General features: G+C 66.2%; 15 protein-coding genes. 5 read left to right on the top strand and 10 right to left on the bottom strand.

The genetic code is table 11. The features are described from left to right. The first annotated feature begins 42 nt into the window (after nt 1–42). From meaB to GPA27_RS11145, 3 genes are all read left to right on the top strand, one after another. Nucleotides 43–1,842 carry a methylmalonyl Co-A mutase-associated GTPase MeaB gene (gene meaB / locus GPA27_RS11155; protein ID WP_211164941.1) on the top strand — a complete coding sequence of 600 codons (1,800 nt, stop codon included), beginning with the start codon at nt 43–45 and terminating at the stop codon, nt 1,840–1,842. A 202-nt stretch (nt 1,843–2,044) separates the two neighbouring features. Then, nucleotides 2,045–3,127 (top strand): molybdopterin-binding protein, encoded by a 1,083-nt coding sequence (locus GPA27_RS11150; protein WP_169140451.1) that lies wholly within the window; start codon nt 2,045–2,047, stop codon nt 3,125–3,127. Next, the gene (locus GPA27_RS11145) at nt 3,124–3,546 is read left to right on the top strand and encodes an iron-sulfur cluster assembly scaffold protein (protein ID WP_169140449.1); all 423 of its coding nucleotides are present in this window, start codon (nt 3,124–3,126) and stop codon (nt 3,544–3,546) included. The genes GPA27_RS11150 and GPA27_RS11145 overlap by 4 nt, the downstream gene beginning before the upstream one ends. Before the next feature lie 309 nt (nt 3,547–3,855). Here the strand turns inward: GPA27_RS11145 and nucC are convergent, their stop codons facing one another. Genes nucC through GPA27_RS11125 form a run of 4 tightly spaced genes read right to left on the bottom strand, consistent with a single transcriptional unit; the run spans nt 3,856 to nt 7,015 of the window. After that, nucleotides 3,856–4,581 carry a CBASS effector endonuclease NucC gene (gene nucC, locus GPA27_RS11140; RefSeq protein WP_169140447.1) on the bottom strand — a complete coding sequence of 242 codons (726 nt, stop codon included), beginning with the start codon at nt 4,579–4,581 and terminating at the stop codon, nt 3,856–3,858. Continuing rightward, the gene (locus GPA27_RS11135; protein ID WP_169140445.1) at nt 4,582–5,529 is read right to left on the bottom strand and encodes an AAA family ATPase; all 948 of its coding nucleotides are present in this window, start codon (nt 5,527–5,529) and stop codon (nt 4,582–4,584) included. After that, nucleotides 5,529–6,044, bottom strand: coding sequence for an HORMA-1 domain-containing protein (locus GPA27_RS11130; protein ID WP_169140443.1), 516 nt, complete (start codon nt 6,042–6,044; stop codon nt 5,529–5,531). The genes GPA27_RS11135 and GPA27_RS11130 overlap by 1 nt, the downstream gene beginning before the upstream one ends. 5 nt (nt 6,045–6,049) lie before the next feature. Next, complete coding sequence (locus tag GPA27_RS11125) at nt 6,050–7,015, bottom strand: CBASS oligonucleotide cyclase (protein WP_169140441.1); 966 nt, start codon at nt 7,013–7,015, stop codon at nt 6,050–6,052. Nucleotides 7,016–7,214: 199 nt separating this feature from the next. Here GPA27_RS11125 and GPA27_RS11120 point away from each other — a divergent pair, with 199 nt between their 5' ends. Together GPA27_RS11120 and GPA27_RS11115 are read left to right on the top strand one after the other, a co-directional pair. Then, nucleotides 7,215–7,538 carry a helix-turn-helix domain-containing protein gene (locus GPA27_RS11120; protein ID WP_096453112.1) on the top strand — a complete coding sequence of 108 codons (324 nt, stop codon included), beginning with the start codon at nt 7,215–7,217 and terminating at the stop codon, nt 7,536–7,538. After that, on the top strand, nt 7,535–8,404 hold the full coding sequence (locus GPA27_RS11115) for an ImmA/IrrE family metallo-endopeptidase (RefSeq protein WP_169140439.1): 870 nt from the start codon (nt 7,535–7,537) through the stop codon (nt 8,402–8,404). Before GPA27_RS11120 ends, GPA27_RS11115 begins: the two co-directional genes overlap by 4 nt. A gap of 305 nt (nt 8,405–8,709) precedes the next feature. On the opposite strand, the gene GPA27_RS11110 is transcribed toward GPA27_RS11115, so the two are convergent. From GPA27_RS11110 to GPA27_RS11085, 6 genes are all read right to left on the bottom strand, one after another. Then, on the bottom strand, nt 8,710–9,915 hold the full coding sequence (locus tag GPA27_RS11110) for an NnrS family protein (RefSeq protein ID WP_169140437.1): 1,206 nt from the start codon (nt 9,913–9,915) through the stop codon (nt 8,710–8,712). A gap of 253 nt (nt 9,916–10,168) precedes the next feature. Then, entirely contained in the window at nt 10,169–11,317 is a 1,149-nt protein-coding gene (locus GPA27_RS11105) for an ABC transporter substrate-binding protein (RefSeq protein ID WP_211164940.1), read from the bottom strand. Nucleotides 11,318–11,474: 157 nt separating this feature from the next. Continuing rightward, nucleotides 11,475–12,671 (bottom strand): phenylsuccinyl-CoA transferase, encoded by a 1,197-nt coding sequence (gene iaaL, locus GPA27_RS11100; protein ID WP_169140435.1) that lies wholly within the window; start codon nt 12,669–12,671, stop codon nt 11,475–11,477. After that, a complete protein-coding gene (locus GPA27_RS11095; RefSeq protein ID WP_169140433.1) occupies nt 12,668–15,076 on the bottom strand; it encodes a xanthine dehydrogenase family protein molybdopterin-binding subunit in 2,409 nt (802 codons plus the stop codon). Before GPA27_RS11095 ends, iaaL begins: the two co-directional genes overlap by 4 nt. A 10-nt stretch (nt 15,077–15,086) precedes the next feature. Then, complete coding sequence (locus GPA27_RS11090; protein WP_169140431.1) at nt 15,087–15,560, bottom strand: (2Fe-2S)-binding protein; 474 nt, start codon at nt 15,558–15,560, stop codon at nt 15,087–15,089. After that, on the bottom strand, nt 15,544–16,407 hold the full coding sequence (locus GPA27_RS11085) for an FAD binding domain-containing protein (protein WP_169140429.1): 864 nt from the start codon (nt 16,405–16,407) through the stop codon (nt 15,544–15,546). The genes GPA27_RS11090 and GPA27_RS11085 overlap by 17 nt, the downstream gene beginning before the upstream one ends. Nucleotides 16,408–16,420 lie beyond the last annotated feature (13 nt).

Genomic DNA, 16,420 nt, shown 5'->3' with positions numbered 1-16,420 from the left:
CTGCGCAAGAGAATGGGATCTCCCACTGATTGAGGGCGTCCAATGCATCCGCCAAGCCCGCTCCCCGACGAGATCGCAGCCGGTTCGCGCCCGGCGCTCGCCCGTGCATTGACTGCGATCGAAAACGATCTGCCGGGCGCCGACGCCCTGCTCGCATCGCTTGCCGGCCGAACGGGCCGCGCGCATGTTGTCGGCATCACCGGGGCGCCCGGCGTCGGCAAGTCGACCCTGATCAACGCCTTGCTCGGCGAACTGCTGCAACGTGGCAAGCGTGTCGCCGTCGTCGCCGTGGATCCTTCGAGTCCGGTCAGCGGCGGCGCCTTGCTTGGCGACCGGGTACGCATGGGCACGCACGGCAGTGACGAGCGCGTCTTCATCCGCTCGCTGTCGTCGCGCGGCCAACTCGGCGGGCTGTCCCGGACAAGCTCTCGGGCGGTGGATCTTTTCGACGCGGCCGGCTTCGACGTCGTCATCGTCGAGACCGTCGGCGTCGGCCAGTCCGAAGTCGAAGTCGCACGTTTGGCCGACACGCGCGTCGTCGTGTGCGCGCCGGGGCTCGGCGACGAGGTGCAGGCGATCAAGGCCGGCGTGCTCGAGATCGCCGATATTCTCGTCGTGAACAAGGCAGATTCGCCGGTCGCCGCGGCCACGGTCCGCGACCTCGAAGCGCGCGGCGAAGGCTGGGAGGTGCCGGTGCTGACCACGGTGGCGACGAATGGCGAGGGTGTGGCCGCGCTGACGGACCGCATCGATTCCCATGCGCGGGTTGCGGGCGTCGGTCGACGCCTCAAAACCCGCAGCGCTGCGCCAGCGCCCACACCGTCCGCGCCGGCGACGGACGACCAGCTCTTCGCCCAGCTCGAACAATGGCGGGCGGAGGGCCGCGGCGTCGCGCTCGCAACCGTCGTCCGCACCTGGGGATCGTCGCCGCGCCCCGAGGGCAGCCATCTCGCGGTGGAGCAGGGCGGCGCCTTCGTCGGTTCGGTCTCGGGCGGCTGCATCGAGGGCGCCGTGATCGGCGAGGCGCAGGATTCGATCGCCGACGGCAAGGCGCGGCTGCTGGAATTCGGCGTCAGCGACGAGCAGGCGTGGGAAGTGGGGCTGGCGTGCGGCGGTCGCGTGCAGGTGCTCGTCGAGCGCGTCGATGACGAGCTCTTCGGTCCGCTGCTGGCGGCGCGGCGTGCGAAACGCCCGGTCGCGGTTGTCTCACGGCTCGCGGACGGCGCGCACGGGCTGGTCTTCGACGACGCCGTGGCAGGCGTGCTCCCCCTCGATGACGCCCAGCTCGCCGAGACGCGCGCGCGGCTCGCCGCGAACCGCAGCGGTGCACTCGCCACGGATGAGGGGGCGAATGAGGCATCGCTCTTCGTGCGCTGCCACGTCGGCGCGCCGCGCATGATCGTCGTCGGTGCGGTCCACATCACCCAGGCGCTCGCGCCGATGGCCGCCATCGCCGGTTTCGACGTCGTGGTTGTCGACCCGCGCCGCGCGTTCGCGACGGCCGAACGGCTGCCGAACGTCGAGGTGTCGACGGAATGGCCCGACGAGGCCCTCGAACGCCTGCAGCCCGACGCCCAGACCGCCGTCATCACGTTGACGCACGACCCCAAGCTCGACGACCCGGCGCTGACGATCGCGCTTGCGAGCCCCGCGTTCTACATCGGCTCGCTCGGCAGCACGCGCACGCACGCGAAGCGGGTCGCACGGCTCACCGAGGCAGGACTGGGCGACGCGATTCCGCGCATCCGTGCGCCCGTCGGCCTCGATCTGGGCGGTCGCGCGCCCGCCGAGATCGCGGTCGCGATCCTCGCCGAGGTGATCCAGGCGAGGCACCGCCGATGATCGACGTCGCCGAAAGTGGGCTTCATCGCGTGGATGAAATGATGAGCGATCTCCCTGCTGCAGGACTGCCGGCCACAATCCTGGCTAGACCGGTACCGGCTCGAACCCTGCTCGGCGAAGCGGTGCTGTTGACCCCCGAATCCGTCTTGCTGGCCAAAGCGTCGCGCCCGAATGGGCCGCGACGCGCCCCGAGGAGTGTCGGATGATCTTCGACGAATTTCCCCTGACCGCCGCCGAAGGCGTGATGCTCGCCCACACGCTGAAGCTCGGCGGACGGACGCTGAAGAAGGGTCGCGTGCTGTCCGCGCTCGATCTCGATCTGCTCGACGACGAGGGTTTCTCGACAGTCACCGGCGCGCGCCTGGGGCCGGACGACGTCGCCGAGGACGTCGCCGCGGCCGAACTGGCGGCGCAGCTCGTCGGCGCGAACATGGAGACGCGCCCTCCGCGCGCCGGCCGCGGGAACCTTCACGCGCTGGCAGCCGGCGTGCTGCGGATCGACGCCGAACGCATCCACCGGATGAACCTGCTCGACGAGGCCATCGCCATCGGGACCCTGCCGCCGCATGCGGTCGTGCGTCCCGGTCAGGTCGTCGCCACCGTCAAGATCATCCCGTTCGCCGTGCCGCGGCGCCTGCTCGACGCGTGCCGCGCCATCGCCGCCGGCGCCCCGCCCATCGCTATCGCCGAATTGAAACCCTGCCGCGCGGCACTGATCCAGACCGAACTGTCCGGCATGAAAGACTCGATCTTCGCGGCGACCGCGAAGGTCACGCGCGAGCGGGTCGAGGCCCTCGGCGGCCGGCTCACACTCGCGCTGCGCGGCCCCCACCGCCGCGACGCTCTCGAATCCATGCTGCACCAGGCGCTCGCTACCGGTTGCGAACTCGTGATGATGTGCGGCGCCACCGTCGCCAAGGACCGCAACGACATCGCCCCCGCCTCCGTGACGGCCGTCGGTGGCACGATCGAACATTTCGGCATGCCCGTCGAGCCCGGCAACATGCTCGTGCTCGGACGCATCGGCGCCGTGCCGGTCGTGATCCTGCCCGGCTGCGGCCGCTCGCGAAAGAGCAACGGCCTCGACCTCGTGCTGCCGCGCCTGATGGCCGGCATCCCCCCGACGCGGGAGGACATCATGCGCATGGGCGTCGGCGGCCTGATCCGCAGCGCGCCGGACGAGGGGGAGGACGCGAACCTCACCGACAACGACCGCGCCAGCGACCTCGCATCGCATGCAGCCGCTGCCGCTGCCGACCGGCGCGTAACGACTTCCCGCGTATGATCGAAGCCCTCTACAACAAAGGCATCCGCGAACTCGCCGACGCCGCCCACGGCGCTGGCCGCCTGACCGCCCCGACGGGATCGGCGCTGCGTGACAGCCCCATGTGCGGCGACCGCGTCCGGATCGACGTCGAACTCATCGACGGCCGCATCGCGGCGATCGCGCACGAGGTCAAGGGTTGCCTCCTGTGCCGCGCGTCAGCGTCGCTGCTCGGGCTGCATGCGCTCGGCCGCACGCCGCCCGAGGTCGAACGGTTGCGCGCGGGTATGGCGGCGATGCTGGCCGCAGGGGAGGTGTCCGGCATGTCCGAAGGGGCCGACGAGGTCGCCCTATTCGCGCCGGTGCATGGCTATCGCAGCCGGCATGGCTGCGTGATGATTCCCTTCGAAGCCCTGACGATCGCACTCGCCGCCGGTTGACTCGCTCGTCTGGTGCGGGAGGGGCAGGTGGTCGGCCTTTGCTGTCGCTCAGAAAGCACGGCCCGGGCGGCAGCAGTGCCGTCCACACCCGCCCCTCGGTGCTCAGTTTGAATGACCGGAAGGCCTCCAGTCGCTTGACAGTGGTGTCGCCCCTATGCCCTCAGCTGACACGCGGACTGGATGAAGTCTCGAAACGACCCGATCCGGTCGAACAGGTATAGACGGTTACAGACGAGCGACTAGATCGCGGCTGCCGGGCTTTGTCCGATTGCGTCTCCGGAAGACCGTGCGACTTGATGAGCAGACGCACTATCGCGTGAGCCACTGCCCATACGCCTCTACATCGATCATGGGAACTGTCCCACTGAACTGAAGTTGGGAAATCAACTTGAAAAGAAAGGCCGTCGCTGGTTTGTTCTCGTTGATAAAGCTGTAGCTACCCGCAGCATGGTCAAAAAAGAAATGGCCGTGAGCAGCTACGCACCCGATGTCCAGCCGCCCCTCTCCTAGGTCGGCGGTCAGCGCTCGGTCGAAGGATTTCCCCAGCGCAGGGCTCCATTCACTCTCAAAGGTAAGTAATCCGCCCAAAATGGGAATGAGAGGCTTGGGAGGGTAAGTCCCACCCGCATGAGGAATTGGCAAGCTGGTCCGATGCAAGCTGCGGACGCTAGCAATCTTCTGCTGTGCATAAGTCACCAAACTGGCGTCTGCCGTCTGCTTGGCCTCGAACACGGCGTATACGCTCTCGGCCGGGATGATGGTCTCGTTCTCGTAAGTGAAGATGAACGGAGAGTACTGCCGATCGAAGATCACCACATCGATCTGCTGGCTGAAATTCCCAAGGCTGTCCACCACATGCGCCTTGGCGGCCTGATAACGCTTCGGCAAGTACGTGTCTAGCATGCTGATCCAGACGTTTTCACTTCCGTCGCCTTTCGTTCCTGGATGGCCAAACGACTTCCGAACAGTAGAAAGGCGCTGTTGGATGTCTTCATGCAAAGACGAAAGAAGCTGGGAGAGCGACCACTGAGGCATTTAATACCCCCTTGCGGTGGAGTCTTTGAACGGCGGAGTCGGCGCCATCGCGTGGGCCAGTTCGATCGCACGAGACGGCTTGATGGGCCCCTGAGGGTAGGCGTCCAGCACGATCGCGGGCAGCAGGCGCTGCGTGAGGTCCGAGTAGGTGAAACCGTAGGGGCGTTTGGCCTGCTCGCCGGTAGCGGCCACCAAGGCCTGCAGATCGGCCTTACTGAAACCAGCGTCGCCTAGACGCCGGTGAAGGAGCTCAAGTCGCTGTACTTCGTCAGGACGCTCAAAGACCAGGATGTCGGCTGCGCGCCGGCGCACAGCCGGATCCAGCGCGTTGAGGCGATTGGTGCACATCAGCACGGCGGCTGGCAAATCTCCGCTGGCCAAGCGATCGATCCCTCGGATAAATGCATTCACTCCGGCGCGGTCTTCGTGATGCATCTGATCGGCCTCCCGGGACTGCGCCAGCGCGTCGGCTTCATCAACCAGCAGGATCACGCCGCCGCGCGCGCGGCTACTCCTCGAGGACTTGAACTTGCTGGCCTCATGGAAGGCGTGGTCGAACGCTGCGGAGACCAACTGCGTCATCTCACCGACGCGGCCCTGCCCACGAGACGAGAGGCTGAGCGGCAGCAGTGTGATGTCGATCCCTTCTTGCCGTGCCACCATGTCCCCGATGGTTTCTGCGAGTTCGGTTTTCCCGGAGCCGACGTCACCCGAGAGCACCACCAGTGGGGGCCGGCGCAGCACAGCATCGAGCAGTCCCGGTGCATGGGCGTGGTGCTGGTCCAGCCATTTCTGGAGTCCAGCCGGGTTGATTAGGACAGCGAGAATGTTGCTCAGGCGCCGGATCTTGTCGTCCATTCCGACCAGTCGGGCCAGACGGCCTTGGGCATCCGTATCGGGCAGGGTGATGGGGCGTTCGAATAGCCCCGGCGTGTTGGTGGTGGTCATCAATAGCTCCTGACACTGGCGCGGCCCAAGGCGCGTCCGCCGGATGAATACGTCTTGTCGTCGGCGAAGTAGCCTCCGCTGACCGAGGGCTCGGGAGCCCCCGTACGCTGGACAGGCAACTGCTGTTCGATGGCCTCACGCTGCGCCGACGGGAGTGCATACCAAGCAGAGCTGTAGGTGAGATAGCTGTAGAACGACGCTCCCGTCACGTTAGCGCCGGGACGCACACGCCCTGGATCGTCATCCATGCTGTCACCGGCCAGTTCCCTGGCCGTGTATCGCAGGGTTGGCTCGATCCAGTCACCGTTGCGCTTGAATCCATAGGTAACCGTGCCGAGGTACCCCTGGCGCAAGAGCTCTGTGATCTCGCCTTCGAGCCGCTCGATGTGGGCATCGTCCGGGGCATGGTAGAAGCGCTGCATCCGCTTCAGATCCGCCGCCACCTTCGCGGCCAAATGCCTGGCATGCGTCAAGGTGAACGTCTTGGTCTCGGTGATGGTGTAGGCGTAGCTCAAGTTGTTCACCCTTGGAAAGCGGAGCCGAAGACTTTCTGCCAGTAACGCACGGTCAGCTCTTTGGTCGGCGCCCTCAAGGCGGCATCGATGGCATCGCCCGCGTCCAGGGCTGCCTCCACGATCGCACCAGCGTTCTGGTCGGTGTACAGCCGCGCAACATTGTTGGTGGCGTTGATCGGATCGATGATCTGCACCCGGTCCGCGCAGGGAGCAACCTCCGATGCCTTGTAGTGGTCCTCGAACACGATGCGCTCGCTCAGATTGCTGTTGGCGACGTACGTGAAGAACGCCTGCAGCGCCTCGGGATAGTCCGATAGATCGGTTCCGTCGTCGGCGAGCTTTGCCAGGATCATCTCGATCATGAACGACTTGAAGCGGAACCCATCGTGCTCCTGCTTCATGCGGCGCGCCCAGAATTTGACCAAGCGCACGATCTGCGCGAAGTGCGTGGGCTGAGCCTGCTTACGCTTGCGTGCGAACTCCAGGTGCAGCGGAATGCTGGTTTCCAGGAACGACCCATCGTCCTGGCTGACGAGGTTGCCTCGCCAGTCAGGCAGGCCCGCGTACAGCACGGGCACGACATCCACATTCAACCCGGTCCCGCGGAAGTTCACGGTGACCGAGTAGGTCTGGGGCTGCACCTGTTCGGGGCTGAAGTTGGGGAATGCCTTGCGCAGCCTCTCGGCAAGGTAGTCCAGCAGGGCCTTCACGTCGTGCGGTGCATCGGAGCCGCTGACGTAGATGGCCACGTCGATGTCGTTCAGCGAGCGCAGCGCGGTGCCCTTGGCCAGGCTGCCCGAGAGCTGCATCTTCTTCAGCGCGAAGTCCGGATGGTCCGTCAGGTAGGTCTCCAGCTTCTCGCGCAGCCGGCGCGCCTGCGCCCGGAACTCATCGGCCTTTTCCTTGGGCAGATTGACCCGTTCTTCGGCAAAGCGAACGAGGTCGCGGTGATCGACGTGGGTTCTGGACATGCGGACATGCTCCTTGGGTCGTTGACGGGGGCTGCGCGATCAGGTCCCCCGTGATCGTCGTTCTTGGAGGCCTAAAAATAAGTTCGGAATAGCGAACTCGAGGCAGATGTTACACCGTCTTTCTCGGTTGTCAAACAAAAAGTTCGGTATCGTGGTAATCTTCAGGCTTGCAACGCATGACTGAACAGGAGACGAGACCATGGCGACCCGTCTCGGAGAGAAACTGCGCGAACTGCGAAAGGCGCGCAACCTGACCCTCGAAAAGCTGGCCGACGCCGCTGGCTTGAGCAAGAGCTATCTCTGGGAACTTGAGAATCGGGAGTCCCAGCGGCCGTCGGCAGAGAAGCTCACCGCGCTCGCTGACGCGCTAGGCGTGGCGGCGTCGTATTTCATCGAGGAAGATGTACGCGCCCCGGAAGAGCGGCATTTGGACGAAGCGTTCTTTCGCGGCTACCAGAAGCTGGAGCCTGAGGCCAAGGAGCAGCTTCGCAAGATCCTCGAAACCTTCAAAAAGACTTCATGACGGACGGCGGCTGGACGCCTCAGCGCGCAGCCAACCGCCTCGTCAAGGTGGTCGAGGCCGTCAGCGTGGCGCATGGGATTGACCGGTTTCCGGTGGACGTGCCGCAGCTTGCGCTGGAATGCGCCCATATCTTCAAGTGGCCAGATCCGATCACGAAGGTCCAGGCCGCGGCCATCAAGGGCTTCGACGGAGCCTTGTTCGCGGGAGAGGGCCGAAAGGAGTGGCTGCTCCTCTACAACGATGCGGTGACCTCGCCAGGGCGGATGCGTTTCACGCAGGCACACGAACTGGGGCACTACATCCTGCATCGGATGCAGCGAGAGTCCTTCCAGTGCAGTGATGCCGACATGCTGAACTGGTCCCAGGACGAGCGCGACATCGAGGCCCAGGCTGACTTATTTGCCTCGTACCTGCTGATGCCTCTGGACGACTACCGCAGGCAGGTCACCACGGACGTCGACATGGACATCCTCGGCGCATGCGCGGAGCGTTACGGTGTGTCGTTGACGGCGGCGGTCCTTAAGTGGTTGCAGTACACCGATGAGAAAGCCGTTCTGGTGATGTCCAACGACGGGTTCATCAATTGGGCTTGGTCGAGCGAGCCCGCGGCACGCGCCGGCGCGTTCTTCCGTACCCGCGGCAACGTCATTCCTCTACCAGAAGGCTCGCTGGCAGCAAATCCAGAAATTCTGCATGATCGGCACGGCACCAAGATCCCTGCAACCGTCTGGTTTCCACACGCCGACCCTCATATTCCGCTGCGTGAGATGAAGATACACGCGGCACAGTACGATGCCACGCTAAGCCTCTTGTGGTTACCTCGATCTGCCGAGGTTTGGCCGCCGCGCGAAAGACTGGAAGGGTAACGAGCCTGAAAGCCACCGGTTAATCGTGGGCTTACTTTCTTTGCTGCCTTCGCCTCCGCACGCACCGAATGAACGCATGATGTCGAGTCAAATATGGTTCCATGCCAAGTGGCTTCGAGGAACGGTCTTGCGATTAGGTGTCTGCCGCTCGTCAGTGTTGTGCTTCATGCGGCCGGTGTACTTTGCATTGCGGTCGCCCAGCCTGGGGCAGATGGGCGTCCGCATAGGCCGACGACTTGCCAGCCGCGCTCAGTTAAGAAGAACGACAGCTCCGCCCAACTGAATCCGATTGCGCGTTTTCGACGTTATTTGTTGAGAACACCGTTCTTGCGCGGGAGGCTCGGCACGGCCAGCAGCGAGCCGAACCTGGACACGTAGATCACGAAAGCTGCCGCCCAAAGCACCGCGGTGACGGTGAGGGCCACCGGGCGCAGGTCGGGCATCGAGAGCGCGAGCCGCGCGATGGCCGCGGTGAAGACGAGTGCGCAGGCGACGCGCATCGCGGCCGGCAGCTTCAGGGGACGGCCGGTATGGCGAAGGCTCACGCGCGTCATCAGGCCGAGCATCATCATGCCGAGGCTTCCGACCGTGAAGGCGTGCAGCCACATCGTGTCCGGAACGAGGCCGGTGAGCGCCGCGAGTGCCTTGAGCGCGAAGGCGAGGATCAGCCAGGCGAAGCCGAGATGCATGACGAGGAGGAGGGGGACGTCGGCCACGCGCCAGCCTTGCCAGCGGCCGACGCGCCAGGCGTGGACGAGGGTGCAGGCGAGGGCGGCGAGGCCGACCCAGCGGGCCGGGGCGCCGGTGAGGTCGAGCGCGGCGAGGGCGATCACGAGGCCCACCGCGATGACGTCGAGCCCCATCCGGAACGGTGTCTGTTCCCCGCGCCCCTTCTCGCGCAGCGCGTTGCCCGTGAAAACCGGCGTCAGCACGCCGCCCTTGAGCACGTACAGCGTGAGGATCGTGTAGACGCCGCCGTGCAGGGCGATCGTGGCGAAGGCGGGGTTGCCCGCGCCGATGCCCAGATGAAAGGCGAGGTTGGCCGCGAAGAAGGCCGCGAGCACCGGCAGCAGCAGCAGGTACAGCCGGTTCTCCACCTGCAGCAGTTGCGGCGCGAGGGTCGCGAACACGAGCGGAAACAGCAGGCAGTCGGCCACCGCTGAGATGCTAGCCGGCAATAGAGGCAGCGCCCAGAACGCGAGCCGGCCCGCGAGCCAGGCGGCGACGAGCAGCGCGAGGCGGGCGCCGTGGATTTCCTCGGTGCCGGCCCAGCTCGGCAAGGCGGTGAGCACGATGCCGAGGATGATCGCGGACGAGAAGCCGAAGATCATTTCGTGGCCGTGCCACAGCGCGCCGGGCATGTCGCCGACCGGCCCGCTCCACCATCCGAACCCCGCGCCCAGCCACGCGCCGATCAGCAGCGGGGCATACAGCGTGCCGAGCAGGAAGAAGGGGCGGAACGCGCTCACCCATAGCGCTGCCGGGAACAATCGGGACGCGATCGTGGACATTTAGTTTGCCGTGAAATTGTTTGAACGGCTTCAGTCTAGGGTCGATACGGGTCGGAGTTTCTGTCCGGCGTCAAAGGACGCGACGGTCGCGGCGAAAGTTTCTTCCGCTACGGATGATCCTTGCTGCGCAGGCGTTCGCTTGCGGGAGCGCGAGGTTTTTTGCGGGCCGGACGACGACGGACCCGCGCACGGTCGTTCCGTGACGCGGGCCCGTTTGTAGCGCGGCTTCGCGGCGAGAGGCGGGGTCCGCCGCTTACTTCGCGAGCGTCCAGCCGCCGTCCCTGACGGCGATGAGGACGCGGCCGCGCTCGTCGAAGCCGCTGTGGTCGGTGGCGCTCATGTTGTAGATGCCCTGGGTGCCGACGAGCTCGCGGGTCTGCTCGAGGCTGTCGCGCAGCGCGGCGCGGAACTCCTTCGTGCCGGGTTTGGCCACCTTCGCCGCCGCCGGGATCGCCTGCTGCAGCAGCAGGCCGGCATCGAAGACGTTCGCGCCGAAGGTCGCCGGTTTCGTGCCGTGCGCCTTCTCGTAGGCGGCGATGTAGTCGGCGGCGATCTTCTTCGACGGGTGGTTGTCGGCGATCTCGGGCAGCACCAGCATCAGGCTTGCGGCGAGGACCGTGCCCTCGACCTTCTTGCCGCCGAGCTTGAGGAAATCGGGCAGCGCCGCGCCGTGCGTCTGGTAGATCTGCCCCTTGTAGCCCTGCTCGACGAGCGTGGTATGCGGGAGCACCGCCGGCCCGCCGGCGGCGGCGACGAGCACCGCGTCCGGCGCGGCGCCGAGGATCTTGAGGCTCTGGCCGGTGACCGACGCATCCTGGCGCTGGAAGCGCTCGTTGGCGACGATCTTCATGCCGTTCTTGTCCGCGAGCGCCGAGAACACCTTGTACCAGTTCTCGCCATAGGGGTCGCCGACGCCGATGAAGCCGACCGTCTTCACGCCCTTCCTCACCATGTGCTCGACGAGCGCCGTGGCGATGATGTCGTCGTTCTGGGTGGTCTTGAACACCCACTTCTTCTTGTCGTCCATCGGGGTCACGACGGCCGCCGTGCCCACCGGCGCGAGCAGCGGCACGCCCGCGTCGGCGACGAACTGGATCACCCCCATCGCGTTGGGCGAGCCGGAAGGCCCGATGATCGCGTCGACGTTCTGCTCCGAGATCAGTTTCTTCACGGCGGTGACCGACGCGGTGGGATCGCTTGCGTCGTCGAGCGCGATGTACTCGACGTTGAGATCGCCGATCTTCGCCGGCAGCAGCGCCACCGTGTTCTTCTGCGGAATGCCGACCAGCGCGGTCGGCCCGGTCGCCGAGGACACGACGCCGATCTTAACCTGGGCGTGCGCCGACAACGACGCCGCCAGAACGAGTCCGGACAGCGCCAATCGAATGCCAAGCATCTTCATGTTCTGATGTCTCCTACGGTGTGCACCACAAGGACCTCTTGTCGCGCGTGCGGATCGGGTCCGCGCGCTCCTCTCGCCGTCGATGGTTTCCGGGGTTCGTGAATCGGGGGCGGCGCCCCTCCCGGTGGGGCGCTGCATGACGATGCGGTGCCGGGGCTCAGCTGGCGACGATCCCTCGCGCGTGCAGCAGCGCGATCTCGTCGTCGCTGCATCCGGCCTCGCGCAGGACGGCATCCGTGTGCTGGCCGTAGCGCGGCGCGAACGCCAGCTCTCCGCCATCGGCACCGGCAACGTCGACCGCCATCGGCTGCATATGCACGAGTTTGCCGCCAGGCATGCGCGTGGTCGTCAGCCGCTGGCGGATGGCGTCCATCTCGCGCACTGCCGGGATGTCGTGGATCGGTGCGTGCGGGATCGTGCCGTCGCGGAAATCCGCGGCGATCTCGCCGGTCGGATAGCGGCTGGTGACGGCGGAGACGTCGCGGTGGATCGCCTCGCGCTCGCGATGGCGCCCTTCGTTCGTCGCGCGCGCGGAGTTACCGATCGACGCAAACTTCGGGATCTCGCACAGGCGCTTCCACTGCACGTCGCTGCCGATCGCCATGTAGATGAATCCGTCGGCCGTCGGATAGACGTTCGTCGGGATGAACTTGCGGTGTTCGTTGCCGCAGCGCGTGATCTCGGACGGCTGGCAGTCGAAGTCGAGCAGCGGCAGCGTCGTGATGAGCCACGACGCGGCGGCCTGCAGCATGGAGACGTCGATGCGCGTGCCCTTGCCGCTCTCGGCGCGTTCGATCAGCGCCATCATTACATTCGCATAGACCTCGTCTCCCGCCTTGAGGTCGATGATCGGCACGCCGGCGAGCGTCGGCGGCCCGTCGGCCGCACCGGTGAGTTCCATGTAGCCGGCCATCGCCTGGATCACCGGATCGTAGCCGGGCGCATCCGGGTAGTCCGGTCCCATCGCCGAAATCCCCGCCCAGATCAGATCCGGCTTCGCCGCGGCGAGCGTGCTGTAGTCGATGCCGAGCTGTTTGTAGCGACGCGGCACCGTGTTGCAGCAGAACACGTCGACGTCGAGCTCGACCAGCAGACGCCTGAGCAACGCCTGGCCGTCGGGCTCCTTGAGGTTGAGCGCGATCGCCTCCTTGCCGACGTTGGGTGCGATGAAGTAGGTGCGCCGGTCGTCGTCGGCGACCTTGCCGCCGATGTAGCGGTTGGGATCGCCGGGCAGGCCATCGCCCGATGGCGTCGATTCGAGGCGGATCACGCGCCAGCCGAGCTGCGCGAAGCGCAGCGTCGCGTAGGGCATCGACAGCGCCTGCTCCATGGAGAGTACGGTGCGCGGCTTCATTCCGGTTTCCACGCGGGCCAGTGAGGCTTGTCGGACTTGCCGCGGAGGGCCCGGTACACCGCTTCCGGGGTGAAGGGCAGGCCGAAGATGCGCACCCCCGTCGCGTTGTGGATCGCGTTCGCGGCGGCCGCGGCGATGCAGATCGCCGGCGCCTCGCCAACGCCCTTGGCGCCCTGCGGACCTTCTCCGTCCATCGACTCGACGAAGGTGATGTCCATCTCGGGGATCTCCGGCGCCGTCACCAGCTTGTAGTCGCGGAAGTTCGGGTTGCGCGTGACGCCGTTCTCGACGATCAGGTTCTCGGTCAGCGCGTAGCCTTGGCCCATGACGACGCCGCCTTCGATCTGGCCTTCGAGGCCGAGGCGGTTGAGCACGCGGCCGACGTCGTGCGTGCCGGTGACCTTCGTCATCTTCACGATGCCGGTCTCGGTATCGACCTCGACCTCGACGACCTGCGCGGCCCACGCGTAGGCGGCTGACACGTCGCCCTTGAAGGCCTTGTCCTGATGGACGCTCGGCGGCTCGTAGTAGAAGGTCGTCATGACGAGCTCGGCCTTGTCGGAGAAGTGCAGGTTCCGCATCAGGCGCGCCAGTTCGACCACGGGCTCACCCGTCTCGGCGACGACGACGAAGCCGCCGCGCAGGTCGAGCGCCGCCTCGCCGCAGCCGTGCTTCTTCGCCGCCGCCGCGAGGATCTTCGCCTTCGCCTTGCGCGCCGCGCCGATCGCCGAGTTGCCGGCGATGAATGTCGTGCGGCTCGCATGCACACCGACGTCCCACGGCGTGATCGCGGTGTCGTTATTGACCACGGTGACCGCCGAGATCGGCAGCCCCAGCTCCTCGCAGACCAGCTGCGACAGGACCGTTTCCGAGCCCTGGCCAATCTCGGACGCGCCGGTGATGAGCGTGACGTTCGCAAAATCGTCGAGCTTCAGGATCGTGCCGCAGCCGTCCGACGGATAGATCTTCGCGCCGCCGCCGACGTGCAGCATCGACGCGATGCCGATGCCGCGCTTCACCGGCCCGCGCGCGTTGCGGTTCGCGATGTTGTCGGCGTGCTTCTTCCGGTAGTCGCTGCGCTCGGCCGCAGTCGTCAGGCATTCCTTGAAGCCGCAGCTCTTGAACTCCATGCCCTGGCCGGTGACTTCGCCGACGTCCTGCGCATTCTTCATGCGGAAGTCGAGCGGGTCCATGCCGATCTTCTCGGCCAGCATGTCCATGTGCTGCTCGATGGCGAAGGTCGCCTGCAGGTTGCCGTAGCCGCGGAACGAGCCGGCATAGGGGTTGTTCGTGTAGACCACGGTCGTGTGATAGTCGCACGCCGGCACGCGGTACAGCGACGAGAAGGTCTGCATCATCACGAAGGGCGTCGTCGCGCCCCACGACGTGTAGGCGCCGTTGTCGTGCAGCGTATGCACCTGGCGGAAGGTCAGCGTGCCGTCCTTCCTGCAGCCCGAGCGCAGCGTCAGCAGCACCGGCTGCCGCGTCGGCGAGGCCAGAAACTCTTCTTCGCGTGTAAAGACCATCTTGACCGGGCGCTTTGCGGCGCGCGCGAGGAAGATGCAGATGACTTCGAACGGGTAGATGTCGAGCTTCGATCCGAATCCGCCGCCGATGGGCGGCTGGATGATGCGCACGCGGCTCGGATCGATGTTGAGGTATTCGGCGAACTCGCGCTTGTGCAGGAAGGGCACCTGCGTGTTCGAGTACATCAGCAGGTTGCCGGAGGCGTCGAACTCGGCGATGACGCCCGACACGCCCATGCAGCAGTGCGTCACGTAGTGCAGCTGGAAGCTGTCCTCGACGACGACGTCGGATTCGGCTTCGGCCTGGGCGATGTCGCCGTGCGTGTAGTCGAAGCGCATCGCGATGTTGTCCGCCTTGCCGGCGAACGCGATCGGCGTTTTCGGCGGCAGCGACTGCGGGCGGCCGTGGGCGTCGAGCGGGGCGGGGTGGATCAGCGGCGCGCCCGGCTTGATCGCGTCCTCGGGCGTGGCGATGACCGGCAGGTCCTCGTATTCGACGCGGATCAGTTTCAGCGCGGCTTCGGCGATCTCGTCGCTGTCGGCGGCCACCGCAGCGATCTCGTCGCGCAGGCTGCGCACGCGTTCGCCCTTCAGCGGCAGGTGGTCGCGCGCGACGCCGATCGGCTGCTGGTCGGGCACGTCCGCCGCTGTGAGGACGACATGAACGCCGGGCAGCGCCTTTGCGGCCGAGGTGTCGATGCTCTTGATCTTCGCGTGCACGCGGCTCGAACGCAGGATCTTTGCGTGCAGCATGCCGGGAACGACCATGTCCTGGATGTAGCGCGTCTTGCCGGCGGCCTTTTCGGGCGCGTCCTTCTTCTGGATGCGCTGACCGATCAGCGAGGCGGCGGCGATGACGGGTTTTTCAGCAACGTTCATCCTGTCCTCCTCAGCGACCGCCGCAGCACGCGGACTCGACCGCGTCGACGATCTTCTTGTAGCCGGTGCAACGGCAGAGATTCCCTTCGATACCGCGCTTGATCGTCTCCGCGTCGGCGTTCGGGTTCGTGTCGAGAATGTGCGATGCCTGCATCACCATCCCCGGCGTGCAGAAGCCGCACTGCACCGCGCCGTGCTCGACGAAGGCTTCGCGCAGCGCGTCCGCCTTCGGGTCGGCGGCGAGGCCCTCAATCGTCACGATGTCGCGGCCGTCGAAATCGACGGCGAACATCAGGCAGGAATTGCGCGTCTCGCCGTCGACGCGGATCGTGCACGCGCCGCACTCGCCTTCGCCGCAGCCGTACTTCGTGCCGGTGAGGCCGACGACGTCGCGCAGCATGTCGAGCGCGGTCATCGCGACGTCGACGGTGACGCGCTTCCCGACGCCATTCAGCGTGAATTCGATGTCATGCTTTAGCGACATGATCGAGCATCCTTCTGGTCATGTTGTGGATGAGTTCCTTGCGGTACCACGCGGTGGCACGGACGTCGTCGATCGGGCTGACCTCGTCGCGCGCGGTGTCTGCGGCGGCGGCGATGGCCTCGGCATCGAGGGGACGGCCTTCGAGCGCGGCTTCGGTGCGCGGCGCGCGCACCGGCGTCGGGGCGACTGCGCCGAAGGCGACGCGGATGTCGGTGAGCGCACCGTCGCGCTTGATGCCGGCGATGCCGATCGAGATCGTCGAGATGTCGAGCGCGGGGCGCGTGCCGAACTTGTAGAAGCGCGCGACGTGGCCCGGTTGCGGTAGCGGGACGCGCACCGCGGTGAGCAGCTCGTTCGCGGCGCGCTTGGTCCTGCCGGGGCCGGTGAAGAACTCGGCGAGCGGCAGGCGCCGCGTGGTGACGCTGCCATTGGGCTTCGACGCGAGCTCGACCTCGGCGTCGAGCACGATCAGCGGCACCAGGGTGTCGCCCGCGGGCGAGGCGTTGTTGATGTTGCCCCCGAGCGTGCCCGCGTTGCGGATCTGGTCGCTCGCGAACTGATCGCAGGCCTCGGCCAGTACCGGCGCGTGCTGCACGACGAGCGGATCGCGGAGGAGCTCGCTGATCGTGGTGAGCGCCCCGATGCGCAGGTACGCGCCGTCGAGGCTGACCCCTTTCAGTCCCGCGACGCGGCCGATGTTCATCAGCGTCGGCTTGAACGCGATGCGGCCGGCTTTCGTCTGCGGCATCAGGTCGGTGCCGCCTGCGAGGATGGTCACCTCGCCCTGCTGCAGGATGCCGAGCGCCTCGTCGAGGCTCTGCGGCGCGGCATATCTTTCGATGGTCATCGTTAGTATGTCC

This window comes from Aromatoleum toluolicum, from assembly GCF_012911005.2.
In the GTDB taxonomy this organism is placed as follows: domain Bacteria; phylum Pseudomonadota; class Gammaproteobacteria; order Burkholderiales; family Rhodocyclaceae; genus Aromatoleum; species Aromatoleum toluolicum.
This window is presented reverse-complemented; position numbering and strand designations above follow the sequence as displayed.

Bases quoted from the DNA above. Each gene is read 5' to 3' on its own strand.
- meaB (WP_211164941.1), top strand. From the start codon at position 43: ATGCATCCGCCAAGCCCGCTCCCCGACGAGATCGCAGCCGGTTCGCGC.
- GPA27_RS11150 (WP_169140451.1), top strand. From the start codon at position 2,045: ATGATCTTCGACGAATTTCCCCTGACCGCCGCCGAAGGCGTGATGCTC.
- GPA27_RS11145 (WP_169140449.1), top strand. From the start codon at position 3,124: ATGATCGAAGCCCTCTACAACAAAGGCATCCGCGAACTCGCCGACGCC.
- nucC (WP_169140447.1), bottom strand. From the start codon at position 4,581: ATGCCTCAGTGGTCGCTCTCCCAGCTTCTTTCGTCTTTGCATGAAGAC.
- GPA27_RS11135 (WP_169140445.1), bottom strand. From the start codon at position 5,529: ATGACCACCACCAACACGCCGGGGCTATTCGAACGCCCCATCACCCTG.
- GPA27_RS11125 (WP_169140441.1), bottom strand. From the start codon at position 7,015: ATGTCCAGAACCCACGTCGATCACCGCGACCTCGTTCGCTTTGCCGAA.
- GPA27_RS11120 (WP_096453112.1), top strand. From the start codon at position 7,215: ATGGCGACCCGTCTCGGAGAGAAACTGCGCGAACTGCGAAAGGCGCGC.
- GPA27_RS11115 (WP_169140439.1), top strand. From the start codon at position 7,535: ATGACGGACGGCGGCTGGACGCCTCAGCGCGCAGCCAACCGCCTCGTC.
- GPA27_RS11110 (WP_169140437.1), bottom strand. From the start codon at position 9,915: ATGTCCACGATCGCGTCCCGATTGTTCCCGGCAGCGCTATGGGTGAGC.
- GPA27_RS11105 (WP_211164940.1), bottom strand. From the start codon at position 11,317: ATGAAGATGCTTGGCATTCGATTGGCGCTGTCCGGACTCGTTCTGGCG.
- iaaL (WP_169140435.1), bottom strand. From the start codon at position 12,671: ATGAAGCCGCGCACCGTACTCTCCATGGAGCAGGCGCTGTCGATGCCC.
- GPA27_RS11095 (WP_169140433.1), bottom strand. From the start codon at position 15,076: ATGAACGTTGCTGAAAAACCCGTCATCGCCGCCGCCTCGCTGATCGGT.
- GPA27_RS11090 (WP_169140431.1), bottom strand. From the start codon at position 15,560: ATGTCGCTAAAGCATGACATCGAATTCACGCTGAATGGCGTCGGGAAG.
- GPA27_RS11085 (WP_169140429.1), bottom strand. From the start codon at position 16,407: ATGACCATCGAAAGATATGCCGCGCCGCAGAGCCTCGACGAGGCGCTC.